The sequence below is a fragment of the Anabaena sp. UHCC 0399 genome, assembly GCF_034931465.1.
GTDB lineage: Bacteria > Cyanobacteriota > Cyanobacteriia > Cyanobacteriales > Nostocaceae > Trichormus > Trichormus minutissimus.
Map to the genome: position 1 here is coordinate 1 of NZ_JAYGGZ010000004.1, position 26,579 is coordinate 26,579.

General features: G+C 41.7%; 29 protein-coding genes, 1 tRNA gene and 1 other annotated feature. Of the genes, 20 read left to right on the forward strand and 10 right to left on the reverse strand.

Annotated elements, in window-relative coordinates; translation table 11 throughout:
• Positions 1–1,369: 1,369 nt before the first annotated feature.
• Positions 1,370–1,720: an NAD(P)H-quinone oxidoreductase subunit M gene (locus VB693_RS02910; protein ID WP_190704530.1), complete on the reverse strand. Its 351-nt coding sequence runs from the start codon at positions 1,718–1,720 to the stop codon at positions 1,370–1,372.
• A 739-nt stretch (positions 1,721–2,459) separates the two neighbouring features.
• Between VB693_RS02910 and VB693_RS02915 the strand changes: the two genes are divergently transcribed.
• Positions 2,460–2,741 (forward strand): Npun_R1517 family heterocyst differentiation transcriptional regulator, encoded by a 282-nt coding sequence (locus VB693_RS02915; RefSeq protein ID WP_190704527.1) that lies wholly within the window; start codon positions 2,460–2,462, stop codon positions 2,739–2,741.
• Positions 2,742–3,534: 793 nt separating this feature from the next.
• Here VB693_RS02915 and VB693_RS02920 read toward each other — a convergent pair.
• Positions 3,535–4,509 carry a glycosyltransferase family 2 protein gene (locus VB693_RS02920; protein WP_323264985.1) on the reverse strand — a complete coding sequence of 325 codons (975 nt, stop codon included), beginning with the start codon at positions 4,507–4,509 and terminating at the stop codon, positions 3,535–3,537.
• 314 nt (positions 4,510–4,823) lie between these two features.
• On the opposite strand from VB693_RS02920, the gene rplS reads away from it, so the two are divergent.
• The 8 genes from rplS to rplL all read left to right on the forward strand — a co-directional run bounded on the left by rplS (position 4,824) and on the right by rplL (position 9,025).
• Positions 4,824–5,186 (forward strand): 50S ribosomal protein L19, encoded by a 363-nt coding sequence (gene rplS, locus VB693_RS02925; RefSeq protein WP_190704667.1) that lies wholly within the window; start codon positions 4,824–4,826, stop codon positions 5,184–5,186.
• A gap of 147 nt (positions 5,187–5,333) precedes the next feature.
• A tRNA-Trp gene (locus VB693_RS02930) sits at positions 5,334–5,406 on the forward strand.
• Between the two features lie 195 nt (positions 5,407–5,601).
• Positions 5,602–5,823 carry a preprotein translocase subunit SecE gene (secE, locus tag VB693_RS02935; protein WP_190704521.1) on the forward strand — a complete coding sequence of 74 codons (222 nt, stop codon included), beginning with the start codon at positions 5,602–5,604 and terminating at the stop codon, positions 5,821–5,823.
• On the forward strand, positions 5,823–6,455 hold the full coding sequence (gene nusG / locus VB693_RS02940; RefSeq protein ID WP_237989020.1) for a transcription termination/antitermination protein NusG: 633 nt from the start codon (positions 5,823–5,825) through the stop codon (positions 6,453–6,455). Before secE ends, nusG begins: the two co-directional genes overlap by 1 nt.
• A 6-nt stretch (positions 6,456–6,461) precedes the next feature.
• The gene (rplK, locus tag VB693_RS02945) at positions 6,462–6,887 is read left to right on the forward strand and encodes a 50S ribosomal protein L11 (RefSeq protein ID WP_190704514.1); all 426 of its coding nucleotides are present in this window, start codon (positions 6,462–6,464) and stop codon (positions 6,885–6,887) included.
• A gap of 121 nt (positions 6,888–7,008) precedes the next feature.
• On the forward strand, positions 7,009–7,725 hold the full coding sequence (gene rplA, locus VB693_RS02950; protein WP_190704512.1) for a 50S ribosomal protein L1: 717 nt from the start codon (positions 7,009–7,011) through the stop codon (positions 7,723–7,725).
• Positions 7,726–7,777: 52 nt separating this feature from the next.
• Positions 7,778–7,942, forward strand: a sequence feature (ribosomal protein L10 leader region).
• Between the two features lie 59 nt (positions 7,943–8,001).
• Positions 8,002–8,553, forward strand: coding sequence for a 50S ribosomal protein L10 (rplJ, locus tag VB693_RS02955; RefSeq protein WP_323264986.1), 552 nt, complete (start codon positions 8,002–8,004; stop codon positions 8,551–8,553).
• 82 nt (positions 8,554–8,635) lie between these two features.
• Entirely contained in the window at positions 8,636–9,025 is a 390-nt protein-coding gene (gene rplL, locus VB693_RS02960; protein WP_190704506.1) for a 50S ribosomal protein L7/L12, read from the forward strand.
• Between the two features lie 221 nt (positions 9,026–9,246).
• On the opposite strand, the gene VB693_RS02965 is transcribed toward rplL, so the two are convergent.
• From VB693_RS02965 to xth, 3 genes are all read right to left on the reverse strand, one after another.
• The gene (locus VB693_RS02965; protein ID WP_323264987.1) at positions 9,247–10,743 is read right to left on the reverse strand and encodes an HlyD family efflux transporter periplasmic adaptor subunit; all 1,497 of its coding nucleotides are present in this window, start codon (positions 10,741–10,743) and stop codon (positions 9,247–9,249) included.
• Between the two features lie 129 nt (positions 10,744–10,872).
• Positions 10,873–11,748 (reverse strand): SDR family oxidoreductase, encoded by an 876-nt coding sequence (locus VB693_RS02970; RefSeq protein WP_323264988.1) that lies wholly within the window; start codon positions 11,746–11,748, stop codon positions 10,873–10,875.
• A gap of 164 nt (positions 11,749–11,912) precedes the next feature.
• A complete protein-coding gene (xth, locus tag VB693_RS02975; protein WP_190704496.1) occupies positions 11,913–12,695 on the reverse strand; it encodes an exodeoxyribonuclease III in 783 nt (260 codons plus the stop codon).
• A 426-nt stretch (positions 12,696–13,121) separates the two neighbouring features.
• On the opposite strand from xth, the gene VB693_RS02980 reads away from it, so the two are divergent.
• From VB693_RS02980 to VB693_RS02990, 3 genes are all read left to right on the forward strand, one after another.
• Positions 13,122–14,183 carry a glycosyltransferase family 4 protein gene (locus tag VB693_RS02980; RefSeq protein WP_323265117.1) on the forward strand — a complete coding sequence of 354 codons (1,062 nt, stop codon included), beginning with the start codon at positions 13,122–13,124 and terminating at the stop codon, positions 14,181–14,183.
• Between the two features lie 63 nt (positions 14,184–14,246).
• Positions 14,247–14,438 (forward strand): hypothetical protein, encoded by a 192-nt coding sequence (locus tag VB693_RS02985; protein WP_190704661.1) that lies wholly within the window; start codon positions 14,247–14,249, stop codon positions 14,436–14,438.
• A 210-nt stretch (positions 14,439–14,648) separates the two neighbouring features.
• A complete protein-coding gene (locus VB693_RS02990; RefSeq protein ID WP_323264989.1) occupies positions 14,649–15,695 on the forward strand; it encodes a zinc-dependent alcohol dehydrogenase in 1,047 nt (348 codons plus the stop codon).
• A 43-nt stretch (positions 15,696–15,738) separates the two neighbouring features.
• Here the strand turns inward: VB693_RS02990 and VB693_RS02995 are convergent, their stop codons facing one another.
• On the reverse strand, positions 15,739–16,047 hold the full coding sequence (locus VB693_RS02995) for a type II toxin-antitoxin system RelE/ParE family toxin (RefSeq protein ID WP_323264990.1): 309 nt from the start codon (positions 16,045–16,047) through the stop codon (positions 15,739–15,741).
• Positions 16,044–16,310: a type II toxin-antitoxin system ParD family antitoxin gene (locus VB693_RS03000; protein ID WP_190704487.1), complete on the reverse strand. Its 267-nt coding sequence runs from the start codon at positions 16,308–16,310 to the stop codon at positions 16,044–16,046. Before VB693_RS03000 ends, VB693_RS02995 begins: the two co-directional genes overlap by 4 nt.
• A 222-nt stretch (positions 16,311–16,532) precedes the next feature.
• Here VB693_RS03000 and VB693_RS03005 point away from each other — a divergent pair, with 222 nt between their 5' ends.
• The 3 genes from VB693_RS03005 (at position 16,533) to VB693_RS03015 (ending at position 18,025) form a co-directional block, all read left to right on the forward strand.
• The gene (locus VB693_RS03005; RefSeq protein ID WP_323264991.1) at positions 16,533–17,144 is read left to right on the forward strand and encodes a hypothetical protein; all 612 of its coding nucleotides are present in this window, start codon (positions 16,533–16,535) and stop codon (positions 17,142–17,144) included.
• A 183-nt stretch (positions 17,145–17,327) separates the two neighbouring features.
• Positions 17,328–17,621, forward strand: a complete 294-nt coding sequence (locus VB693_RS03010) for a DUF5674 family protein (protein ID WP_323264992.1) — start codon at positions 17,328–17,330, stop codon at positions 17,619–17,621.
• Between the two features lie 41 nt (positions 17,622–17,662).
• On the forward strand, positions 17,663–18,025 hold the full coding sequence (locus tag VB693_RS03015) for a hypothetical protein (protein ID WP_323264993.1): 363 nt from the start codon (positions 17,663–17,665) through the stop codon (positions 18,023–18,025).
• Between the two features lie 25 nt (positions 18,026–18,050).
• On the opposite strand, the gene VB693_RS03020 is transcribed toward VB693_RS03015, so the two are convergent.
• Both VB693_RS03020 and crtD read right to left on the reverse strand, forming a co-directional pair.
• Positions 18,051–18,410 (reverse strand): Dethiobiotin synthetase, encoded by a 360-nt coding sequence (locus VB693_RS03020; RefSeq protein ID WP_323264994.1) that lies wholly within the window; start codon positions 18,408–18,410, stop codon positions 18,051–18,053.
• A 180-nt stretch (positions 18,411–18,590) separates the two neighbouring features.
• On the reverse strand, positions 18,591–20,105 hold the full coding sequence (crtD, locus tag VB693_RS03025) for a C-3',4' desaturase CrtD (RefSeq protein WP_323264995.1): 1,515 nt from the start codon (positions 20,103–20,105) through the stop codon (positions 18,591–18,593).
• 150 nt (positions 20,106–20,255) lie between these two features.
• On the opposite strand from crtD, the gene VB693_RS03030 reads away from it, so the two are divergent.
• The 5 genes from VB693_RS03030 (at position 20,256) to VB693_RS03055 (ending at position 24,251) form a co-directional block, all read left to right on the forward strand.
• Positions 20,256–20,630, forward strand: a complete 375-nt coding sequence (locus tag VB693_RS03030) for a type II toxin-antitoxin system RelE/ParE family toxin (protein WP_323264996.1) — start codon at positions 20,256–20,258, stop codon at positions 20,628–20,630.
• Positions 20,627–20,953 (forward strand): helix-turn-helix domain-containing protein, encoded by a 327-nt coding sequence (locus VB693_RS03035; protein WP_323264997.1) that lies wholly within the window; start codon positions 20,627–20,629, stop codon positions 20,951–20,953. Before VB693_RS03030 ends, VB693_RS03035 begins: the two co-directional genes overlap by 4 nt.
• Before the next feature lie 387 nt (positions 20,954–21,340).
• Entirely contained in the window at positions 21,341–21,838 is a 498-nt protein-coding gene (locus tag VB693_RS03045; protein ID WP_323264998.1) for a hypothetical protein, read from the forward strand.
• 185 nt (positions 21,839–22,023) lie between these two features.
• Positions 22,024–23,304, forward strand: coding sequence for a pitrilysin family protein (locus VB693_RS03050; protein WP_323264999.1), 1,281 nt, complete (start codon positions 22,024–22,026; stop codon positions 23,302–23,304).
• Between the two features lie 68 nt (positions 23,305–23,372).
• Positions 23,373–24,251, forward strand: coding sequence for a fructosamine kinase family protein (locus VB693_RS03055; RefSeq protein ID WP_323265118.1), 879 nt, complete (start codon positions 23,373–23,375; stop codon positions 24,249–24,251).
• Between the two features lie 256 nt (positions 24,252–24,507).
• Here the strand turns inward: VB693_RS03055 and VB693_RS03060 are convergent, their stop codons facing one another.
• Complete coding sequence (locus VB693_RS03060; protein WP_323265000.1) at positions 24,508–26,547, reverse strand: chromosome segregation ATPase; 2,040 nt, start codon at positions 26,545–26,547, stop codon at positions 24,508–24,510.
• Between the last annotated feature and the right edge of the window lie 32 nt (positions 26,548–26,579).

The window sequence follows — 26,579 nt, forward strand, 5'->3', positions numbered from 1 at the left end:
TTAGTCAGGAGGTTTGTAGCCTGACAATTTGGGCAGTGGAGGAGCGTTGCCGCATCATTTGTCATAGTGTTCGCACCGATCAGCGATTGGCAATTTCTTCAACAATATAAACCGCTCATTTCTCTTCAATTGGACGTATCCAACTTGGGATGATGATTTTATCTGGTAGATACCAGAAAATACTAATACTTAATTTACAATCTATGCAAAGAACAGGCTCTTCTGTCAACCATACAGCCTCATCATAGCTTCTATTTTGCAACTCCCTATCACTAGATAAACTCACTTACACCCTGTTTCTCAAGCATAACTACAACTATATATCTCATTTTTCCTGGTAGTGTATGACTTTGTGAGTAAGCAGGCTTTTTTTCCAGTTTATAATTTGCTGCACCGCTATGAACTTTAATTAAGGATTAAGATGGCTGCTGTTTAAACAAATTTTGTTCTACTTCACAGAGTGCAAAATCTCAAAATCTCCTGTTAACTTTATCGGCATCAGGTATATATTCATATTTGGTTGTGGGTTTTCCCATGAGTAGCCGATTTTTAAGAGTCCTGTTAGCGGTAGCGGGGCGTTTAGCCCGTCCTGTTAGCGGTAGCGCGGCGTTTAGCCGGTGCTGAGTCCTGAGTAAGAAAAAGAGTACGCTCGCTGCCCAACGCCCCGCTTTTGCTCTAAGCGCAGCTATGCCCGCAGGGCTTTACAGCACTTTCAATTCAGCACTCTTCATCTGTTCTGGTGTACGCATTTCCTGAAAGCCAATTAGGCATTAAGCGCGACTAAGTAAAAGAACTTCACAAAATTTAACTTGTTAAAGTTAACAAATTTCAACGAAAGATAGTTCTGCACTATGCTGACATAAATTGGGAGCGCAATTTTTTAAAATTAGGCAATTCCAAAATTCAAGGTTGTATCCATCTATATGAAATAAAAATCAGTTATTTCATAACGTGAAAGTATTATTGCTATTTTTTAGGCAAATTTTTGTATCAGAATCTACTATATATTCCTGAATAATTATCTATCTATTTGCGAATTACTCAATCAATATAGATTCGCAAATAAGTTAAATGTGGAGATAGGGGAAAGTTAACTTATTATTTTGCACTGGCTTTTTCATTAGCCAAGAAATTTATGTCTTAGTTTAAAGCTAACGTCAGGTTCAACTGATATGGCTCAATCTTTGAATCCGTTAAAACTTAGCATCTGGCAATATTCTCAACAATACCTAAAAAACCGGGTTTCTCCACGAAGAATCGGGGGCTTCAGCCTCATATATTCTCAAGAAACCCGGTTTTGTCCCAGGTACAGATTTCAGCACCCCACTAGTGCAGCTAGGCACTAGCAAAACATAAAGACTATTTACTTCTACTCAACAGCCACTTGGGGGAGTCCCATACTATAGTTAGTGACCCGCGCAGAGAGATTGTAGCTGATTTCGCCTGTTTGCAGGAGCGATCGCAAATAATGCTCTAAATCAGAACCAATCCGACGTAAGTTGTAGTCTGTGAGGTCTACACCACTGGATTCTTCCACTAGTTCATCAAATTTACGATAAATCTTTTGCAAAGCGTCTTCGTTCCAGTTAAATTCGTTGTCTGGGTCAACATCCAATGTTAAGACCTGATTACTGGGAACCAGTTCGCCGTCCCGGTCAATTTCTCCTGCGAAAATGCGTATATGACGAGTTGTAGACTTGAGCAGCGTCGGGTTGTCCATAGCTAGGATCTGAGATTTAGGTTGATGATACTGAAATCATTGTAGACGCTACACCAGGGACTAATAAAGGGAACGGGGAACTAATCAATTCAAAATTCAAAATGTAAAGAACGCCTAGGACTGGTGACTGGTTACAAGGTAGAGAGTAACTCATGTCTAATGCCTAATTCCCTGTTACTCACAAACTGAGGTGAGGAAATTCCGGCTAATTTAGCTTCTAGTCTATGCTATGGTTTAAAACCAAGATTTTAATCTTGATAAAATTGTTTATTTTACTCTCCTGAATTTTATGTTGAAAAAAACGTACATCAAGTAATTTTACGTAGTGACGATAAAAATACCTCTGGCTCTAATAAAAGCTCAAAAAACTAGCGGATTTACTTACGTGTAAACACCAAAAGTTTAGTAAAAACTCAAACTGTTATTGACTTAAAAATAAAGTTGATGTAAAAAGCTTTAAAAAGCTAGAACAACTTCTTACAGAAACTTTATTGTATACAATCTCAAAAACTGAATAATAGTTATGGCTTGCTTTAAAAGCATCTGACACAGGTAGATGACAAGCTAAAAGCTGCAAGTCTGTCTAAAAACATACAGGAGAGTGCAATGGAAGATAAATGCTATGACTTGAAAAAAGATTCTTAATTCCACCAGAGTGGATTCAAAAAAATATAAAGAATTTTTTCTGGAAATATAAGTCCTTACCTCGTAACCACCAAGTACAGGAATCCTCAAAACTATGAACTCGAAAGCATTACCACGGCAGATAAATAATATCGAAGTAGGTGTTTATGATTGCGAAATACATCTGAAATTCCGACTGATTGAGGAAAAGAGTTTATTAGGCGATCGCGAACAACTGTTGCAAGTGCTACTAGACGCTTTGACAGAAGGCTCTGATGATTTCTTAGAGATGCTACAAGCATCTGTTAAAGCGCAGGAGATTTCTGAATTTAAAGCTTCACCTCAAATGCGCCGTCAACTAATGCGGTTGCGTAATGCTGTTGATAATACTCAGTAATCAAAAACAAAGCTGTCATAGGAGTAGCGGTAAATTTAAAATTAGGCAGACAATCTTAATTTTTTTATTGATGTTAATTTGCCTATTTGCTCTCAGTAATTAAGTTAATAATTGTATAATTAAATTCCTGGGCAAGAGCAATTCACCCTACTCTTTGAAAAGCTAAATGGGGTATTTATTAAGTGAGCTTTAATTTTGGCACTAAGTAAATAGCTATGTTCTTACTCATGCAAAAATACTGAACTTCCAGTAATTATCATTGTTTGGGAAGATTCAGATTGCAAAAAAAGTTGCTATTACCAGGGTTTTACTTGAGTTTATAAGTATTAATTTAGTCAGACAATATATCAGGAATAATCAATAGCTCAGATTTTTAAAAATGTATTGTTTGGTTGCATCTGTAATTTTAACTGTTTCTTTAATTCATAGCGGGTGACGCACCACCAATGCGTCTACTCTTAACAAAGAAGATTATTAATTTGTCAAAGCTTGTTTTAATATTCCCTATACGTCAAACGCAATTTTTCAAATCTATATTCAGTTAAAGATAGAACTCCTATTTGATTTTTGAACAACTAACCCACCTATAAGCTCGCTATATATAAAAAGGGTTTCTTCTCAGGATACTGAGCAATATTCTCGTAGGATTCCTATAAATAGAACGGCGGAAATAATTAAAGGTTCGTAGTAAGGAATTAAGTCCTTACTACGAACTCGATCACAATAATTTTATATTACTTAACATATTTAGGTTTATTCCCACGGACTTACTTACATAAAGTTAAGAATTTACTTAATGAATTTTATATTTACTGCATTTTTGAAAATCATCAATTAATACAAACTTTTTAACATGGGAACTATGCATTTTTAATCGCCGTGAGTAAAGCACAGTCAGTAAAAACTTCCAATTAGCAAAAGAGCATAAAGATATATTTAATAATCCTAAAAAACCTTGTAAATCTTTCTTTTTTAAAGCGACTACAGTCCAATGTAATTTTAAATATTGTTTAATCTCTTCTATATCAGGTAAGTAATCATGGTGCTTCTTATTAACTAAAGAGTATATCTTTTCCTTCATCAAAACATTTGTATTTAAACGCTGAATGAAAGAGAATTTTTGATTATAAGCACCAGGCCAAATTGTCCGATAAGCAAGACACTGATTGAGGAAAATTCCGTGGCCAAATTTAGCAATGCGAATCCAAGAATCTATATCATCACAGTTGGTGTTTAATTGAGAATCCCAGCCACCTGTTTTCAAAAAAGCATCACGGCGGCAAGCAACTTGAACCGGTGTACCAAATGGGACTAACTCCAAGAGCATACCGTAGTGAATATCTACTTGGGGAATATAAAAAGCTAAACCAGGGCCAAAGAGAGGAGTACGGCTGAGTTCCATTGCATTTGTATCGACTTGAGCCGCGATACAAGAGCAAATCACAGCATCAGGACAAAGTGCGATCGCCTTAGCCATCTGTTCAATACAATTAACATCTAAATAGTCATCATCATCTAAAAACTTGATCCAATCACCGCTAGCTTTCTCTACGCCAGCATTGACTGTTGCTGCATGACCTTGATTGACTTGGTTGCGATGATAGACTACAGAGCTACCCAAACTCCTGACATATTTTTCTGTATCCTCAGATGAGCAGTCATCAGCAACAACTACCTCACAAGGAATAGTCTGTTTTAGCGCAGAGTCGATCGCACGACGTAGTAAGTGTAGGCGGTTATAGGTAGAGATGACAATACTAAATTTCATAAATCTCACACCTGGAACAAAAGTTTTTACAATATAACCGCCATTCCTCACAGATCGTATTGGGGATATAACCTAGATAGCGAGTAATTTCTGGAAAATACTAGGTGGGAGGCTACAGACTAGTGGAACATGACAAAAGTGGCCAAACAGCTCCTCACTAGAGAAACCCACAACCAAACATAAAAATGCCTTTCCTCTATATCTTTACACCCTATTCCCTAGGTCTATTTTCAATAGAGTTACTTCAAGTAGTGGACTGAAAGATGATTATCCATTTATGATGGATGATCGTGAGATTTTTAATCAGACCAGCCATGAATGCTCAAGAAATTATCCGTTCCATTGAAGCGGAACATCTAAAATCCAACCTCCCCCAAATTTACGTGGGCGACACTGTAAAAGTCGGCGTAAAGATTAAAGAAGGCGAAAAATACCGCGTGCAACCCTACGAAGGTGTTGTAATTGCTATGCGTAACGGTGGTATTAACGAAACCATTACAGTTCGCAAAGTTTTCCAAGGTGTAGGAGTGGAACGAGTATTTCTCCTCCATTCTCCTCGGATTGATAGCATCAAAGTTATCCGTCGCGGTAAAGTCAGACGTGCCAAACTCTACTACCTCCGAGGCCGTGTTGGTAAAGCTACCCGGATTAAGCAACGCTTTGACCGGGCTTTATAACTTTATGGCTCTTGAGTATGCCAGAAATTTTTAGTTAACAGGCGGCATCTGCCGCTAGTTTGTTTCTTCAATAAAAATGTGTTATCATAACGATTGTGCGTTAAACTCAAAAAGTTCAACGTAGCAAACAAACCCAACCCAGCTTGTGCGCTCTTAGTTCAGTTGGTAGAACGCAGGTCTCCAAAACCTGATGTCGGGGGTTCAAGTCCTCCAGGGCGCGCTCGAAAGTAAAAACACAGCCCGAAGCAGTAGCACACCTGCTAAGATAGCAGAAAGTGCTATTGATTTCGGGTGTAGTTGTTTTATACTTGCAGCTTTTTGCTTCCAGTTAATATTTGATGGAGTTAAAGCTGTCAACCTGGATGAAAACTAGCAGAGTATAGCTGTATTGAAAAAGATGGGGGGATAAACGACCGTGGCCAAAAAGAATGAAGCAGAAATAGCAGAAACTCCAAGTGGGTTTAACTTCCTCAATTTCTTCCAAGGAACAAGAGAAGAACTAGAGAAAGTAGTTTGGCCCAGTCGCAAGCAACTAGTCAGCGAATCAGCTGCCGTGTTGTTAATGGTGACACTCTCAGCTTCTTTAATATATTTGGTTGATGGATTGTTTTCTTGGGCAGCAAAGCAGGTATTCTGATGACTTCTGCAACAGACGAACCAATGAACTCGGCGTTGCAGTCAGAGGAAACAGCAGAAGCAGCGTCAAAAGAAGCACGCTGGTATGCAGTACAAGTAGCCTCAGGCTGCGAAAAACGGGTCAAAACTAACTTGGAGCAGCGCATCCAAACTTTTGATGTGGGCGATAAAATTGTCCAAGTAGAAATCCCTCACACACCATCAGTGAAAATTCGCAAAGATGGTAGCCGTCATCATACAGAGGAAAAAGTATTTCCTGGCTATGTGTTAGTACGGATGATGTTGGATGATGATACTTGGCAAGTAGTACGCAATACATCCCATGTAATTAACTTTGTGGGAGCGGAACAAAAACGTGGCACAGGCAAAAGTCGTGGTCACGTTAAGCCATTACCCTTAAGCCACTCAGAAGTAGAACGCATATTCAAACAAACCACCGAACAAGAGCCAGTTGTCAAAATTGACATGGCGACAGGTGATAAGATAGTTGTGCTTTCTGGCCCATTTAAGGACTTTGAAGGTGAGGTAATTGAGGTTAGTCCAGAACGGAGTAAACTAAAAGCCTTACTATCGATTTTCGGGCGAGATACACCAGTAGAACTGGAATTTAATCAGGTAGAAAAACAGAGCTAAATACAAATGGCGAAGAAAGTAGTAGCGGTCATTAAACTGGCCCTGAATGCTGGAAAAGCCAACCCAGCACCCCCAGTTGGCCCTGCATTGGGTCAACATGGTGTGAACATCATGATGTTCTGCAAAGAGTACAACGCCAAAACAGCAGACCAAGCTGGTATGGTAATTCCTGTAGAAATTTCGGTTTATGAAGACCGGAGTTTTACATTTGTACTCAAAACGCCACCAGCATCCGTACTGATTCGCAAGGCAGCGAAAATTGAAAGAGGTTCTAACGAACCCAACAAAAAGAAAGTAGGCTCAATTACTACAGCCCAATTGCGGGAAATTGCCCAAACCAAACTACCTGACCTCAACGCCAATGATATAGATGCGGCAATGAACATTGTGGCAGGAACAGCTAAAAATATGGGTGTCACCATCACAGATTGATGATGCGTTTTGAGCGAAAAATTCAGATCACATCGAAAATCAATCCGAAATTTAAAATCTAAAATCCACGTATTGAATCGGGGGAGAAGCGAAGCTTCGTAAGTTACCCCAGGAGATAAAAATGACAAAAAAAGTATCCCGACGCTTGCAAGGACTGCAAGCCAAGGTGGAAGATAGAGAATACACACCTTTAGACGCTTTATTACTTCTGAAAGAAACTGCCACAGCTAAATTTGCGGAAGCAGCAGAAGCTCATATTCGCCTAGGTATTGATCCAAAATATACAGACCAACAATTACGTACCACAGTCGCACTACCCAAAGGTACAGGGCAAATTGTCCGAGTAGCTGTGATTTCCCGTGGTGAAAAAGTTTCCGAAGCCTCCAATGCTGGTGCTGACATAGTTGGTTCTGAAGAACTAATTGACGAAATCCAAAAAGGGCGCATGGATTTTGACAAATTGATCGCCACACCAGATGTAATGCCACAGGTGGCAAAACTTGGTAAATTGTTAGGCCCTCGTGGTTTGATGCCATCACCAAAAGGTGGTACAGTCACATTTGACGTAGCAAGTGCGATCGCGGAATTTAAAGCAGGTAAATTAGAATTCCGGGCTGACCGTACAGGCATAGTTCATGTTATGTTTGGTAAGGCAACCTTCGCGCCTGAAGATTTATTGATCAACCTGAAGGCTTTGCAAGAGACGATTGACCGTAACCGTCCTTCAGGAGCAAAAGGCCGCTACTGGCGTTCAATTTATGTGTCTGCCACGATGGGACCATCAATTAAACTCGATATTGCTGCTCTACGAGATTATAAACTGACTGAAGCTGCTTAATTAGTAAGTAGAGAGTGGGTAGTAGGAATTTACCAAACTCACCACTTTCCCCAAAATTTAATAAGCAAAGCCGGAGACCGCAGGTGCTAATCGCTTAATATCCTGCCTAGGTAAAGCTCTATTGCCACAAGCGAGACTCATAATTGTGTCTTGTCATGGCAGCCAGAGTATTAATCCTCAACCCCGGCTAACATAGCTGGGGTTTGTTGTTATGCCCTAGTCAGATAAAAATCATCACAGAGAAATCGACAATTATTTTCGGGAGGTGAAACCGACATGGGTAGAACACTAGAAAACAAAAAAGAGATAGTAGCTGATCTCAAACAAACTTTGAGTCAGTCAACTTTGGCACTGGTAATTGATTACCAAGGGCTGACAGTTGCCGAAATTACCGACTTACGGCGGCGGTTGCGTCCCACTGGCACTAGCTGCAAAGTGACTAAGAACACTTTTATGGGTATTGCCATAAAAGACGATGAAAAATGGCAACCCCTGTCGGAGTTGTTGAAAGGTGCTTCTGCCTTTTTATTAGTTGAAGAAGATTTTTCTTCTGCAATTAAAGCTTATCAAGACTTCCAAAAAGCCTCTAAGAAGACAGAACTTCGCGGCGGTGTAATGGATGGTCGCTTGCTCCAAGCACCGGATGTCAAGGCTTTAGGAGACTTGCCATCAAAAGAAGAACTCATGGCTCAAATTGCTGGAGCGATCAACGCTTTGGCGACAAAAGTGGCTGTGGGTATCAACGAAGTTCCCAGTGGACTGGGGCGTGCTTTGCAAGCTGTCGCTGATAAAGAAAATAGTGGCGATGAGAGTGCTAGTGAGGAATAGATAAGGGGTCATAAAAAACCAATTACCTATGACAAACTGCCAATTACCAAAAAAACAAATCAAAATTACGGGAGTAATATAAATGTCTACTGCAACCGACCAAATTCTAGAACAATTGAAATCTTTGACCTTGTTGGAAGCTTCCGAGCTAGTTAAGCAAATTGAAGAAGCTTTTGGCGTAAGTGCTGCTGCGCCTGCTGGTGGAATGATGATGATGGCTGCTCCTGGTGCTGCTGCTGCTGAACCAGTAGAAGAAAAAACCGAGTTTGATGTAATTCTAGAATCTGTACCAGCTGATAAGAAAATTGCTGTACTGAAAGTTGTACGGGAAATCACTGGTTTGGGTCTGAAAGAAGCAAAAGACTTGGTAGAAGCTGCACCTAAAGCAGTTAAAGAAGCGATCGCTAAGGACGCTGCTGAAGACGCTAAGAAGCGGATTGAAGAAGCTGGTGCTAAGGTGACAGTTAAGTAATTAAGTCAGAAGCCAGCAGATATTTACATTCTGCTTTCCGCATCAATTGCTTAAATATTCTTGAATAAAAAAAGGGGTCTAATTAGACTCCTTTTTTGTTGCTAATCCAACGATATCAAACACAGTTGTCATCTGGAAGCACGTAGATATAGCGATCGCTCTTTTCCCCTTTATTATGCAAATGCGTTAGCCTGTGGCATAACACACCCTACCAAAGTCGATTATCTGACAGAGAATGCCTCACTAAATCGACGAGTTACGGGTTCGATGATGAAAGTCAAAATTGATTTTTTACGTGTCACAATTTCACCTGTAGCTGCCATACCGGGAGTAAATGCTACCTCCTCACCTCGAACATTTAGAGAGTGTTTTTTCAGTTTGATTCTAGTAGGAAAAACTAAACCTAAATCTTTATCAATAGTGGCGTTGGGACTGACTTGGACAACTTCACCATCAATAGTTCCGAATTCTTGGAAAGGGAAGGTAGCGATTTTCACTTTTGCTTTCATTCCTTTTTGGATAAAGCCAATATCGCGGTTGAGAACTTTCACTTCTAGCAAAATTTCTTCCCCTTCCGGTAAGATTGACAGTAATTCTTCCCCTGCTTGTACTGGCCCCTTAGTTGCCTTAATTTTATAGATAGTACCTGCTACTGGAGCTTTGATAGTTTCTCCGTCTGTTTCTTTTCTGGCTTGCTCCAACTGACCGGAAATATTGGTGAGTTCTTCTTGGCGTTTATTTATCTGGGTCAAAATTTCACTTTGACGTTCTGATGCTACACGTTGTACTTGACTACGGGCGGCTTGGTAGGCTTCTTCGACTTGGCGAATTTCTTGAACTTGAGCTGCTATATCTTTTTGTAGGGATGTAACTCTGTCTTGAGCTTCTGTTAATCTATTTTTGGCATTTGTTACTTCGTCTTTAGCCCTGGTAATATCTGTCTGGGTGCGAGTTAGTCTTTCTTTTGCTTCTAGATAATCGACTCTAGGAACAGCACCAGGCGTAATCAGAGTACGGAGATTTTCTTCGCGGCTTTGGGAAATTTCTAGATTACTTTCTACCTTGACACGGATGTTTTCGGCATTGACAAGGTTCGTTTTAGCATTAATAACGCTGGTTTTGGCACTGGCGAGATTATCTTGCAATCGTGTAAAGCGGACTTTTGCTTGGTCGATAAGTGCTTTTTGACGATTAGCTTCGGCTTCTGCGGCTGCTTGACGTGCTTGGTAGTCACGCAGCCGGGATTTTAGTAGTTCATCTTGGATGTCTGTAGTAGTGGTTTGACCACCAATGCGTTCTGCTTGCAAACGCTGCAAATCTTCTCGAATTAATTTAGTGCTTTGAGCTAGGCGTGTGACATCGGTTTGTTTTAGTTCTAGGTCACGCTGAATCAGGGCTTGATCTTTGGTGACGATATCGCCTTCTTTCACCTTGATAGAAACAATATCGCCATTACCTAGAGATGTAACTGGACGTACCTGGGTGGAAGCGATTAATTCCCCTTGTCCAACTGCTACTTCGTCGATTTCTGAGAAACCAGCCCAGGCGATCGCGCCAAATACTACTAAGCTAATTGTTCCTGCTAATAATCTAGTGTAAAGCGGCGGTAATTCCTTAACGGCTTTACCCAGTTCGTAGGATAGTTGATCTTCTGGTCTAGCAAATTGTTCTTTGGTTTGACGTGCTTGAGCAGCATTGGCTGCTAGGGAATTTTTCATATTGGGGACTGGGGATTGGGGATTGGGAATTGGGGATTGGGACTTGGGGATTGGGACTTGGGGATTGGGACTTGGGGATTGGTATTCTGTTATATCCCATGACCCATTCCCTATGCCCCATAACCAAACTTAAACTGCTAAATATCGCCGTAAAAAACTTTCTAGGGTTTCTAAAGAGAAATTGAAAGTTTGCTCTATGTTAGCTATTTCCTCTTTTCTACAGAAAAACTCATTGGACAGTAATGTCCGAAAAGTTCCTAAAGCCTGTTGTGCTTTCGGATTAATTAAACCCAACACACCCCGTAACCCATCCACTACTAATAATGGAGAGCTAATTACAATTGGCTCTTTATTAAAGATGCGACTAAAAATTTGGGGAATATCTTCACGGAATAAAATCTCTGGCCCTCCGACTGGAAATATTTGGTTAACAGCACCGCCAACAGTGATTGAATCTACTACTATCCTGGCTAAATCATCCGTACTGACGATGGAAGTACGGTTTTTAGGGTCGCCAATCAATAGATATAACCCTGTTTCACGGAATCTTTCTGCCAAGGGAAGCAAGTTAGATGCTAATCCAGCCGGACGGAAAATAGTGTAATTGATACCACTAGCAGCTAAATAGCGTTCTACAGCCCGTTTAGCTTTAAACACGGGAGCATCTTCATACCCCCGTTCAGCTCCTAGTACAGAAATAAAGACAAAATGCTGTACTCTATTAGCTTTAGCCTGATCAATCAGTTCAATATTAGCCCGGTAATCTAGGGCAAGAGCATCACTATCAGAACCGTGGGTGCTGATTATATATTGAACACCCTGACAAGCTTTAGCAATATCTTTTTCATACCTTAAATCACCGATGAAGATGTCTGCACCTCGGTGTTCTAATTCGCCATAACGTGACGTGAGGCGGACAAATGCCCGCACAGACTGCTCTCGTTGGCGTAGGAGTCGCACAACTCGACGACCAATATCTCCCGTTGCTCCAGTTACCAAAAACATAATTATTAGGGATTAGGGATTAGGGATTAGGGATGGGTAGTTCTGAGTCATGTTAGCGGTAGTGGGGCGTTTAGCCCGTTCTGAGTGAATTTTTCACTCGTTACTCGGTACTTCTGACTCAGCACTGTGTTCCAGTCCCCAATATCTAATCTAAAATCTCAACTTTAAAATTCCACAATTACTGGTGTATGGTCGCTAGGTTGGGGTAATTTTCTGGGGGTGATGTCAATAGTGCAGCTTTTTGCTTGCTCGTATAATACAGATGTCAAATAGTGATGATCAATGCGCCAACCCAAGTTGCGACGGAAGGCGGCGGTGCGATAGTCCCACCAACTGAAGTTTCCGCCTTCGCTGGTAAATTTGCGAAAGGCATCAGCAAAGCCTAATTCTAGAATATCTCGTAAGGCCTGGCGTTCTGCTTGAGAAGCCATGATGTGATTTTCAGCTTTGACTTGTTCGTGAATATCTCTGGCTTCTAGAGCAATATTAAAGTCGCCACACATACAGATGGCAAGTTCAGATTGCAGAAGTGTTTGCAAATATTCCCGCAGCACCGTCAACCAGCGTAGTTTAAATTCGTATTTCTCACTACCAACAGATGAACCATTGGGAACATAGAGGTTTAGAATCCTCACACCATCTATTACACCAGTAATTACCCGTTTTTGCTCGTCCCATGCTGGATCAATGTCTGGTAACAATACTGTGAATCCGGTAGTAACATCTTTAAGCGGTTGCTGGCTAATTAAGGCTACACCGTTATAGGCTTTTTGTCCTGACACATACAGGTGATAGCCTAAATCTTCTAAAGGCGATCGCGGAAAATCCGCATCTACAACTTTGGTTTCCTGCAAACAGAGAACATCAACAGGATTTTGTCGTAACCAATCAATAACTTGTTCTAAACGAGTGCGAATCGAGTTGACATTCCAAGTGGCGATTTTCATTAGTTAATTAACAGTGTCTGTATAGAGAACAAATTTTTAACGATGATTTTTTTAGAATTATTTAATATTTATCAGGTTTCTTTATTTTTAGCCATTTTCTCTAAATGGACACCATAAAAAATTGATCCCATCTGTAATTTTTAGTATTGTTAGCTACAAAATTTCACTATATTGTGAGTTCTGCTACAAAATATTTTACTAGTTTCTGATCCCCAAGGTAGATGAAACTTAGAATACATGAGTTATATTTAAAAGGCAGTGGGTTAGTAACTATGACGCATGATCTCAAATTAACTAAGATTACCCTTTCAGGTATCAATTAGGTTAATTTAAATTGCAAAAGTGTCAGTAATAATCTTATTTCCTCATAATATTATTGAAGTTTTTATTGTGGGGAGCATCTTACCGACAGAACCAAAACAATTTATGAAAATCGCTCAAGTTGCCCCCCTGTGGGAACAAGTTCCACCTCCCAATTATGGAGGGATTGAACTGGTAGTGAGTCACTTGACCAATGAATTAGTACGTCGTGGTCATGAGGTTACATTATTTGCTTCTGGTGATTCTCAAACCCTGGCTAATTTAGCAGCAGTTTATCCGCGTGCATTACGCTTCGACAATACAGTCCAAGAGTATGCAGTATATGAAACTCTAGAACTTAGCCAAGTTTACCAACAAGCAAAGGAATTCGACCTGATTCATTCCCATATAGGGATTTCGGCATTACCCTTGGCGAGTTTGGTTTTAACGCCGACAGTACACACCCTGCACGGTAGTTTTACTAAAGATAACCAGAACGTTTTTAGTCATCACCAAAAGCAGCCATACGTCAGTATTAGCAACGCCCAACGTCAAATTAATCTCAACTATATTAAAACCGTTTATAACGGGATTGAAACAGCAGATTATCCATTCATTGCCCAACCACAAGAACCCCCATACTTAGCATTTTTAGGGCGATTTTCTCCCGAAAAGGGGCCACAATATGCGATCTCAATTGTTAAAAAAACTGGCTGGAAGTTGAAGATGGCGGGGAAAGTTGATGTAGTCGATGCCAAATTTTTTGAACAAGAAATTTTTCCCCATATAGATGGGCAGCAGATAGAATATTTAGGCGAAATTAACCATACACAAAAAGCTCAATTACTTGGTAACGCTGCAATAACTCTTTTTCCTATTAGCTGGCAAGAACCTTTTGGATTGGTGATGATTGAATCAATGGCGACTGGTACACCAGTAATTGCTATGAATCGAGGTTCTGTAAGAGAAGTGATAGAACAAGGCAAAACAGGTTTTATTTGCGAAACCTATGATGAAATGGCTCAGATGATTCCGGCGGCTCTGGAATTAAATCGTCGCCAGTGTAGAGAATATGTAGAAGACAAATTTAGTGTTATCCAAATGGTTAACAAATATGAAGCCGTCTATGAACAAGTGATCAATAATCAAATCCAATTAAATGGCTATATTCATGCGGATCAAATCTAATTTTAAACAACAACTTTTTTTAACATTTTTCAACAATAATTTTTTGAAGAGGACATTGGTATGATGAGTATGCGAGCAAACAATTGCCCATGTTGCGGTGGTTCTCTCCTGCGCCACGTTCGTCACAGTGAATTGTATTGGTTCTGTTTGTCTTGCCGACAAGAAGTTCCGCTTTTAAATACTAATCGCTTACCAAATGTGGACACTCGCAACACTAGTGTAGTTGCTCAATCTTCTGTGAGTGCTGAGTTATGAGTGCTGTTAGCGGTAGCGGGGCGTTGAGCAGCGTGCTGTTAGCGGTAGCGCAGCGTTTAGCCGGTTATGAGTTGTGTTAGCGGTAGCGCGGCGTTTAGCGGGTGCTGAGTTGTTTCTTTCCTCTGTACTGTAATCTCTTGGTTTTTAAATATGTAATTTTTAGCTCTACCTGATAAAATCAGGTGGAGCTAAATTAATAGGTAGAAGGCTGTGTTAGCAGCATTACTTTATGGTCAAGAAGATTTACGCTTAGAACAGGTTGCAGACCCCTCTCCAGATTTAGGTGAAGTAGTAATTAAAGTAGGGGTTGCTACTACTTGTGGTACAGATTTAAAAGTTTGGCGGCGTGGTGGTCATGCCAAGATGTTGAAACTGCCAACTTTGTTTGGTCATGAAGTAGCAGGGCAAATTGTCGCAGTAGGTGGAGGTGTGACAGGTTGGCAAGTAGGCGATGGGCTACGCCCCACCGTAGGCGATCGCGTCGTCGCCAATAACTCTGCACCCTGCATGAAATGTTTTTTTTGTCAACGTCAAGAATATTCTCTATGTCCCCATTTAACTTGGAATAACGGCACATTTGCGGAATATTTAAAAATTCCTGCCCCCATTGTGCAGCATAATATGTTGCGCGTTCCTGATAAGTTGCCATTAGCATTGGCAGCAATGACTGAACCTTTGGCTTGTGTGCTGCATGGAATCGCCCGTTCTAATGTTAAACCCAAAAATAGAGTAGTTGTTTTGGGCGATGGGGCAATTGGGTTAATGTTTGTGGCAACTTTGGCGGAGACTACTGAGGTGCTGCTGTGGGGAGGTAACGACCACAGACTAGAAATTGGTCAAAAACTTGGTGCAGCTAAAACCTTTAACTATCATCAAATACTAGATATTCCTGGTGTGGTGAAAGAACTTACCGAAGGTTGGGGTGCAGATGTGGTGATTGAAGCGACGGGAGTACCCAGCGTTTGGGAAACTGCGATCGCCTGCGCCCGCCCTGGTGCTACCGTTAATTTATTCGGTGGCTGTCCACGAGATACAACAATTACCGTCAACACAGAACAATTACACTACAGCGAACTCACCTTAAAAGGCGTATTTCACAACACCCCGGAATATGTGCGGGCTGCGCTGTCATTGATTGCTAGTCGTAAAATACCCTTTGAATTATTGATTAGTGAACAGCGACCATTAAAAGATTTAGAACAAGTTTTTCATGATATGAAAGCGCGGAAAGTAATAAAAGTGGCTATTAATTCTTAAGAAGAAAATAAGGGATTTAATATGGCACTAATAAGTTTATTAATTATAGGTTTTCTTCTGGATTTGCAAATAGAGATGTTAAATTACGTCTGGCACTGACAACTCTAACAATTTCAATTCCGTCATTAGTAATTATGTAGAAAATAATATATCCATCTAATGGAAGTCCTCTTAAGTCTGGAAGCAAATCTTGATATTTTCTCCCCATATGAGGAAAGCTAACGAGTTGTTGACATTTTTGATTAAACGCATATAAAAGTCGCTCACCAGCCTCAACATTTTCTACCGCGAAGTAATCTGCAATAGCTTGTAAATCACGAGAAGCAGGTAGTGAGATAATATACCGATTCATTTTTCAGCCTTTTTTGCTTGCTGCAACTGTGTTAAAAGCTGATTCACAAAAGTTTCACCATCAATTCCTTCTCCCCTTTCAAGTGATGCTATCCCTTCATCAATCTTGGTGCGAGTTTCTTCAAGCCACCCTTGATTAGAAATAGTCTCTTCTTCTAAAAGGCGTAATGCACTTTTAATTACTTCATCAACGCTGTGGAATCTACCTGTGGCTAGCAAAACTTGAATTATCTGTTCTTGCTCTGGGCTTAAGGTAATACTCATAACTATTCTATTTCTTGCCTTTCTCTTATGATAGAGCGTTTATATAGCGTTGCCTTGTCTGCTGAGGTACAAATTTATCTGTTTTTATCCTCATCTATCCGTTGTCAAGACACCTTACCATTCTAATTTGACATTATCTTTCTATAAAACGGGAATCCTATAGTTATCCCTTCATTGTCACCACACAATGAAGAAATTTTTCTGTGATTCCCGTATAGGAAAATGCTCAAAAAATCTCAGCTTAACTTTTTGATTTGCGCCTGTTCTCTAGTTTCTGGGCTAGGCGCGGGAATGCTATTTGATACCAAAGCAAATGCTTTACCAGGACAAAGTACAGAGGAAGTTGGTACTTGGATTAAAGCTCATCCCACCCTACGCCCTGGTAGGGGAGAGAAATTATATATTCAAAAGAGTGATACAGCAGCCCAGCGATTTACTTTTCAGGCTTCCGTATTGCCTCCGGGTAGAGTAGAATTCACCAAAGACCGGAGTAGGATTCGCTACGAGCGTCTAGCTATGTACGATGCTGTTAACGGCATGAGTTTTCAGCGTTTGCAAGAATCATTGCGGGTAATTTACGGTTTAGATATTTATCAAGACTTTAAAAATGCTCAACCCATCTATGAATATCCTAACCAGAGTGCAATTAACTCGGCGCGTTTTGCGAAAACTCCTATTAGAGAAGCTTTAAGGGGAGAATTACGAGTAGGCGATCGCTACGCCTATTGGATAGAAATTGCCCAACCACGAACCGGTAAGGCTTTCACAGGCCAAATGACTGTTTTACTCAAAACTGACTTAGATAAGTTAGAAGCAGAACTGCGAAATCGTTAGTTTAGGATATGACAGTCCTAATTAGTTTTGAGAAACTAGAACCCTGACTCTTTTGAAAAGTCGGGGTTTTGTTGTTCAGATTGCTGAGTTTTGCACTTGCAACTGAGAATCACCCACTTGGCTAGGCTACGTTAATTAGTGTATAAATTGACGTTGTTAATTGCTGAGTAGGATTAATTTCAATTGGTTTTAATCATCCGTGAACCTGCTACCTCTGAAGAGATAGAGGAAATGCTGAAAACTTGGGACGTATTTATTAAGATAGCAGTAGACATAGAACGCAAAATTCTTGCAGGTGGAGGCGTTCGCCACTACGAATGTGAACAAGAGTTGCTGAAAGACGGTAGCAGACAAAAGGATATTTGGGGTGCTGATTGGTCTCCTTACACTGAGGAAATCGTGTTTGAGTCAATCATCAATATCCGCCCCAGCCAAAACAACCGTAGTATGATCATCCAATCTCTACAAATTCGATAACAAGTTAATCAAATTACCAAACGATTGCTAGGAGGATTGTAATGCCCAACTGGAGTGCAATTGAAGCTAGTTTTTCACACCAACCCCACGCACAACAGTTGGGAGAATTGGCAGCTTGTTTAGCACGCCTCAACTCTTGGTTACAAAAAAGTGCTAACTCTGAATTAGTTCTGGTATTGTTGTCAGAAAATTTGTTGTATTTGTCTTTGATACAACAAAAAAGTGAAATTAATAATTTTGAATTAAACCAACTCCAAGACTTGCTACAGGGCTGGAAACAAGACTGGATAAATATTTGGGACAAGCCAACAGAGACAGCACGTATTGCGGCGGCCGCATCTACTTGGTCACAGCGAGTATTGGATATGTCTGGGTTGCTGACCTCTGAATCTATGAGTGCTTAGTCTCAAGTTATCTATTTCCTACTACCTAAAAACTTCCAGAAGGCGGGATTTGCCAAACGCCAGAAAAAATACTTTCCACAGCTAAAGCAATTCTCAGCAAATCTTCCTTGAGTAATGGCGGCCAATCTACACCAGCCCTCCGCCCTGCTACAAATAGCTGTTGTGCCTTAATACTTAATTGATAAAGGGCAAAAGTTAGCTCTTTATCTAGGCTGGGGGATTCTTTCAGGGCTTCAAATACCACTTTCAAAGCTAATAAAATCGAAGTGATTTGACCGGGTACAGGTGGCTTTCCCCACTTCATCCGCGTCAATAAGGCATCTGAGCTATCCTCAGTTGCTGTTGTTTGCCCTACTAGGAGTTTGCGAGCTGTTTCGTAATTCATCTATCCAGCGTAGCGTAAGTTTTTACACAGTATAGATACTTGGTTATGCGCTATCTTTTGCTATATGGAATGTCACCGTTTGGTGCTAAGTCCTCAAGGGCAATGTCTGACGACAAGCCAATTTAATCTACGCATCCCGTAAGTCTAGGATAAATATATCCTTATATGTTGTATGTAACATTAAGATTCCGCTTGAATTTGTCTGACGACTGTCAGGGCGGAATAACTTACCCCGGCTGTACCTTCTCCTGGATGGGTGGAATCACCGACTAACCATAAGGCCTGGATGGGTGTACGATTAGCAAAACCAAAGGGGCCAAAGGTGGGTATTCTTTGACCAATACCGCCAACTATACCGCGATCGCGGGCTGTGAAATTGGCAAAAGTGCGGGGCGTGGCAGCTTCTTGATAAACTATGGTTTCTGGTTTGAGATAGAAGTATTGAGCTAGTTTAGCGATCGCTTCTTGGGTAAACTTTTGTTTGAGTCCTGGATAATCTTCAGTACGCCACCACTGTTCAGGGTCTACAAAGGATGAGGCGATAATTGTGGCTTTCCCTTCTGGTGCGCGACCATCACCCGCGTGACTGACTGACACAAACAAAGAATTATTCTCCCCAATCTCTCCATCAGCATCATACATAAACTGTAAGTGTGGCGGACAATCCAGAGGTATAGCACTAGCATCTACACCCAAATACACCACAAACGCGCCGGATGCTTGGGGTAGCTTTTCCACACGCTGTTTATAGCCAAAAGGGGCTTTTTCTCCTAATAGTTGCACTAAGTTTTGAACGGTGACGTTAGCAACTACATGATCTGCGGTTTCCGTCCAAACTTCGCCTGTTTTTTGATTTCTGATGACAACAGCCGCAGCTTTGCCATTTTCGACTGTGATTTTTTCGACAGTGTGGCGCATTAATAATTTACCACCGTCTCTTTCTAAAGCTTCAACTAGGCGATCGCTTAATACCTGCATACTACCCTGAAGATGGAATAATCCTTGGGGTAGTTGGGATACACTCAAGGCTGTAGCGGCGTAAAGTAAAGCTGTTTCCTCCGCACTGACTTGAGAATATAGCTTGAGTTGCAAATCTAAAAATGTCCGCAGTCGTCGGTCATTTCCCAACCCAAATAACCTTAAAGCATCACCCACAGTTAACAAGGTGAAGGGTGCAGTAATAAATGTACTCGGACGTACTGCTTGAATTAACTGACCCAAATCCCATAAATTACGCGGTGGTAGAACTGGGTCACGTCCTTGGAATTCCCAACTGGCATTAAATAGAGTCGCCATCAGTTGCCAAAACGGTTCGCTACCAGGAAACTGTCTTTGCCGTTCTTCCCGCCATTTCTCAGGGTCACGCCAGACATTAATCGGTGTATTTTCCCCAGGTAAAAAGACTGCACAAGCCGGGTCACAAGGGGTTGCATCTGGTAAATCTATTTCCAGTTCCGAAAATATCCGATGATGGATTCCTCCTGGTTCTAACCCTGCTACCTGGGTTGCACCAACATCAAAGGTAAATCCTTGGCGTTTAAATGTGGAAGCACAGCCACCTGGGACAATGGCTTGGTCTAAAATTAACACGCTGTAACCACGATGGGCTAATAATGCAGCCGCCGTCAGTCCACCAATTCCTGCACCAATGACGACTACACGAGGTTTACTTTGATCAACAAAAATATTAGACATTAATATGAGTGTTACAAAAATTAATATTGTTACTCATAATTTTACAAGCTAATCGCAGTGAAGTAGAGGCGATCGCCGAAGAAGAAACCTATGCAGCTTGGAAAATTTTATGATATTGTCTGACTTGTTTTATAGGAAATTTCATATAAAATGAACAATGACGAGGATATTATAGAAATTCCTTTACGACCGATTGTTTGGATGGGAGACTCTCTTAAAAATATCCGCTCATTTCCTGAAGAGGTGCGTGCATCAGTAGGATATGCACTGCAATTGGTGCAAGCAGGAGAAACACCAATGGATGCCAAGCCTTTTAAGAGGGTTGGAAGTGGCGTGTATGAAATCGTCAAACGCTATGATACCGATACTTATAGGGCTGTTTATGCAGTAAAGATTGGAGAACAAATCTATGTCCTGCACGCTTTTCAAAAGAAATCAAAGCAGGGTATTAAAACCCCACAGGCTGATGTTGACCTGATTAAACAACGCTATAAGGATGCGGTAGCAAGGGAGAAACAACAATGACACAGGAATCCGTTTTTGAAGAAAGCAGTGGTAACATATTTGCTGACCTCGGTTTGTCCAATGCAGATGAACTCTTTACACGGGGTAAAATAGGGATTCAGGTACTGCGCCTTTTGAAACAACGCAACCTGAAACAGCGTGAAATTAGCGAACTTCTTGGCATTCCTCAACCAGAAGTATCTCATTTAATGAAAGGAGAGTTTCAACGGTTCAGCGAAGGTAAACTCCTCATTTTCCTGAAACGACTTGATACGGAAATCACCTTACATCTTCGCTCTCGTCACGCACCGGGAGAATCGGCTGAAACTGTGATATCGCTATAGGAATGGATAAATAGGTACTAAACAGCTTTCCAGTACCTAATTTATTGGGAAATATGGATTTGATTTTGAACCGCATTCGTTGTTAGGCGTTCCCGCAGGGTAGGAGCGCGGATGTTTACGCACATAGGCGCAGAGGTTTAGCGAAAGCTTTGTTGTTGGAAAAAATGAACTGTTATTGAAAATTATGCCTGGCGAGCGTCTGGAGTAACCGTTGTTGTAAAAAAGTATGGTCAATGCGATACACCAGATATTGTAGTTTGGCGTGCTGAAAGCAGATTAGAGGAAAATGCTTACGACCTATTTGATAATAATTGCGAACACTTTGCTACATGGTGCAAAACGGGTCTACACGCAAGTGAACAAGTAAAAAATGCAGGCGCAGTTGGAGTGGGAGCATCTGGAAGTGGAGCAGCCGTTGCAGGTAGTATCGGTGTTGTTGGTGCTGCTGGAGCAGCCGCCGGGTTAAGTGGAGCGGGGATTATGTCAGGCCTAGCTACAGTAGGCGGAGTCGTTGGTGGTGGTGCAGTTATGGGTATTGCTGCGCTTGGTTTAGCTCCTGCTGCTGTTACAAAAATAGCTATGAGTCAGGTGTTGATGGATGATGAAAGCCTTCCTGATGATGAACGTGAAGCTCGTTCTGTTGGAAGAAACATGACAACTGTAGGTGCATTGGCTGGTACTGCTGGAGCTGTTGGTACAGTGGCTGCGGCTGGAAGTGTTGCCGGGTTGAGCGCAGCTGGAATAACTTCTGGATTAGCAGCAGTTGGGGCAACAGTTGGAGGTGGAATGGTAGCAGGTGTTGCTATTACAGTTGCAGCACCTGCGGCTGCGGCTGCGGCTGTCGGCTTTGGTGCTTATAAACTCTGGAAATGGATATCCGAATAATAATTTACGACTTTAATTCAAGTGATTTAAACTCATTTGCAATTTGTAGCTTGAATGCTACTTGTAACTATTGAAATCCACCTGTTAGTTAGGTGGATTTTTTAAGTAAGGTTCAGAAAATTCACTTGGTTTATTCGGGCAACTTAAGATATAGAAGTAAGAGCTATCTTCACTCACCACTATCCATGACCTCAACCCTGTTAAAGTTTCCGCGTCTTAACGCCCCCAAAATACATAAGTTGCCCAATGGCTTGACCATCATAGTTGAACAAATGCCAGTGGAAGCTGTGAACCTTAACTTGTGGATCAACATTGGTTCAGCAGTGGAGTCTGATGAAATTAACGGTATGGCTCACTTTTTAGAGCATATGATTTTTAAGGGAACTGAGCGAATTGCTAGCGGTGAGTTTGAACGACAAATAGAAGAATGTGGTGCTGTCACCAACGCTGCCACGAGTCAAGATTACACTCATTACTACATCACCACCGCCCCCAAGGATTTTGCTGAACTAGCTCCCCTGCAAATGGATGTAGTATTAAATGCCAGTATTCCCGATGAAGCATTTGAACGGGAACGATTGGTAGTTTTAGAAGAAATCAGACGCTCTGAAGATAACCCCCGCCGCCGCACCTTTCGCCGGTCGATGGAAGCAGCTTTTGCAGAGTTACCTTATCGCCGTCCAGTCTTGGGGCCTGAATCTGTGATTTCCCAACTGACAGCCCAGCAGATGAGAGATTTCCACCATACTTGGTATCAACCCCGCTCCATGACGGCGGTAGCTGTTGGTAATTTACCTGAAGAAGAATTAATCGCAATCATCGCCGAAGGATTCACCCAAAACAATCCCATTACCCAGTCCCCAGTCCCCAGTTCCCAGTCCCTTAATCTCGAACCTGCGTTTACCGAAATTGTCCGCCAGGAATTTATTGATGAAAGTCTCCAGCAAGCAAGATTAGTCATGCTGTGGCGAGTTCCAGGAATGAATCAGCTAGAGCAAACTTATGGATTGGATGTGTTAGCAGGAATTTTGGCGCACGGAAGGACATCAAGATTAGTTCAGGACTTGCGGGAAGAACGGGGGTTAGTCTCTTCTATTGGCGTGAGCAATATGAGTAATCGTCTACAAGGGACATTTTATATTTCTGCTAAGTGTGAAGTAGAAAATTTACAAGCTGTAGAAGAAGCGATCGCAGAACACATCCGTAGGTTACAAACAGAATTAGTCACAGAAAAAGAAATCGCCCGTGTACAGAAGCGTGTAGCTAACAGATTTATTTTCGCCAACGAAACCCCAAGCGATCGCACCGGCTTATATGGTTTTTATCATTCATTGGTAGGAGATTTAGAACCAGCATTTAACTACCCAGCCCATATTCAAGCTCAAGCAGCCCAAGATTTACTCTTAGCAGCTAATCAATACCTTTGCCCAGAAGCCTATGGTGTAGTTGTAATCAAACCAGAATGAATTAGTGAGTAGTGAGTGGGGTGTGGGAGAATACATAAGTTTCTCATTCCCTTCTCCCCAATTTAATGATGTGGACTGAAATCGATGCCCATATTAGCCGGGTAACTGGCGAAAAATTTCAGAGTCAACACAGGCGATCGCTTAGTGGTGGTTGTATTAACCAAGGTTACGCTGTCTCCGATGGTCAAATGACGTACTTTGTCAAGCTCAACCAAGCGTCTCTAGTTGCCATGTTTGAGGCGGAGATGCTGGGGTTACAGCAGATGTACGATACTAATACAATTCTCGTACCAAAACCGATTTGCTGGGGTATAGCTGGGAACTCTGGTTATATTGTCCTGGAATGGCTGGAAATGGGAGGAGGTAACAGCAAATCCTGGGCGGAAATGGGACGCAAGTTAGCAGCGATGCACAAGGCCACCAGCCAGCAAGGTTTCGGCTGGGAGATGAATAACACCATCGGTTCTACACCCCAAATCAACACTTGGACAGCAGACTGGGTAGAATTTTATGCTAAACACCGTCTTGGCTATCAGTTCCAATTAGCAAGACGACGGGGTGGTAACTTTCCCAAACAAGATGATTTACTAGCAGCTATTCCTGATTTATTGGCAGATTACCAAGTCCAACCTTCCTTAGTACACGGTGACTTATGGGGTGGAAATGCTGGGTGTACGGTTGCTGGTGAACCAGTGATATTTGATCCAGCAACTTATTTTGGCGATCGCGAAGTTGATATTGCAATGACAGAACTTTTCGGTGGTTTTCCAGCCGCTTTTTACCAAGGTTATAACGAAGTATTCCCTTTAGATGCAGGCTACGAAACTCGCAAAACCCTGTATAACCTGTATCACATTTTGAATCACTTCAATTTATTTGGTGGTAGTTATGCTTCCCAAGTTAATCGCATGATTGAACAAATCCTGCGCGTAAGGAAAGAGGGATGAGTTACTCTCCCCCTGTCACCTGTCACCTGTCCCCAGGGCGGCCGCATCATGTCAACAAGCAACATCTATTGAGAATATACTTAAAAACAATGTCATTAGTCCTTGCTTATTGCGAAAATATTTGGCGATTACTTGGGGCTTAAAAAATAATCAAACGCGAAATCCTCATTTTTTCATTGGTTTTTAACCTTCGTTGTGATCAAGAGTAATTTAGATGCGTTTGCCCTGCACCTGTCCCCTGTCCCCTGTCCCCTCTTTACGGAGTATTAATAATCGAAGGTATCAATTGCTCAGGTTGAGGATTGAGAAATTGTTGCCAAGTTTTAATTTGTTCTTGCGCTGCACTATACACAGAAGTACCACGTGGAACTAATCGGGCAGTTTCAATACCTTTGGCTATATCTGAACTACCTTGAGTACGGGCAATATCTAATATTTGCTGACTCCATTGCTCAATAGCTATATTCGCATCCATCCGCAAGATGCTGTTGTTTGAAACTTTATCAGCTATTCGGATTGCTTCAACCAAAGCTTCGGGTGTACCAGTCTGTGCTACAGCCTTGGCTTGTGACCAGTTTTCCCTAGCGCGAATTTGACCTTGCCAATCTTCTATGGCTGTTTTTGCTTCACCAGCAAGCGATCGCCCGGAAGATGCTAGGGGTCTAGCAGCGTTAATTGCAGCCGCCAAATCTCCAGTTTGTGCCAAGTCTCGCGCTTGATCTAATAATGGCTGGTCTTGGATGCGCTGTACTCTCCCTACCCAAGTTCTAATTCTGCGGCGTGCTTCTGGATACAAGGCCCGACCCTGACGAATTTGACTAGCTTCGGCGATCGCAGCTTGTAAAGAATTAATATCACCTAAAAAGGCTATTTGTTCAGCCCTTTCTAAATAAGGTCTGTCTTCAATAGTTTCTACCTGTGCTTGCCAACGGTTGATGTCTTGTCTAGCTTCTGAACCACGGGGATTGCTTGTAGGTATTAGCTGTGCTTCGGCAATAGCTGCGCTTAAATCGTTAATTGTGCCTTGATTTGCCAGCATCCGCGCTTTTTCTAGCCGAGACACATCTTCTATTTCTAACCGCCATCGGGAGATTAGTTGTTGGGCTTCATTATAGACTGGTCGTGATGGCTCTATTTGTTGTGCCTGGATAATTGCTGCTTCTAAACCAGTTATATTGCCTATCCATGCACTCCTTTTCGCGTCAGCTAAGGCGATGAAGTCTTCAACTTCTATTCGCAACCCAGTAATTTCCGGAATTTGTCTGGCAATATCTAAGGCTGTATCTGCATCCCGTTCAGCCATTTTTGCCTGGGCTAACTCTAGCATTTTGCGTCCATAGGCGGGGATGAGTTCTTGGGCTTTTTGATACAAGTAACTATTTTTGCCAACTGACTCAGCTAATTTAATTGCTTCTACGTAATTATCAACTACCTTACTACTCGCTAATGTTTCAGCTTTGTCTAGCTTATCAACATCTTCTTTAGCTGAAGTAATAATGCCATTTAGTTCGTCATATTTAACGCTTGACCAGTATTTATTGTCTACACGCAGCAGCTTCGATGACACCATAAACGCTGATTGCCAACGCTGTTGACGCAGTTCTTCTTCTGCGTTCTTATATATGCCTTCTGCTTTAGCCCAAATAGTTTCCCACTTGGAAATTTGTTCATCTACTACTTTATAAGTTGGTAGGTCTTGGGGTATTTTACGAGCAGTGGCGATCGCTTCTTCTATTTTTCCGGCTTGAAAACTCCCATCAGCCAGTTTCAAAATATCCTGTGACCAAACCTCTAACAAACGATCAATTTCTCCCCGCAGTGGGTGATCTGGAGGCAGTTGATTAACTAAGGCGATCGCTTGTAGTAAATCGTTAACTGTTTGTTTAGAAGCGGCTAACTGGGCGCAATGTAACCGCACCGAAGCACTAGCCAGAGGCCAAAAAATTGCCGGACAATTGGGAGCAGTTGGTAACTTCAGTAGCATCGCCGTCGCCATAAATGCCACACCACCTGGAATAAGCGTTAACAATAAAGCCCACGCCACCCAGCCTTTCATCCAGCCTGGCAACTTAATATAACTTTTCTTGACTCTCTGAGTTACGTCGGATTGATCCTTAATAGGTAATCCTTCGGTATTATGCTCTGTTCGCTGCTTGACTGAATCATAAGAACCAGTAGCTGGGATACCAGATGCTTGGTGATCACCGACCTTTTGGGTTCGCGATAATCTTTCCTTCTCATCTGGATTTATTCCTCTGGTTGGATGCCAACTTTCTGGGATATCCCGCTCTGTCATCTCTCACACCAAAATAGTTGAATAGCTATCTG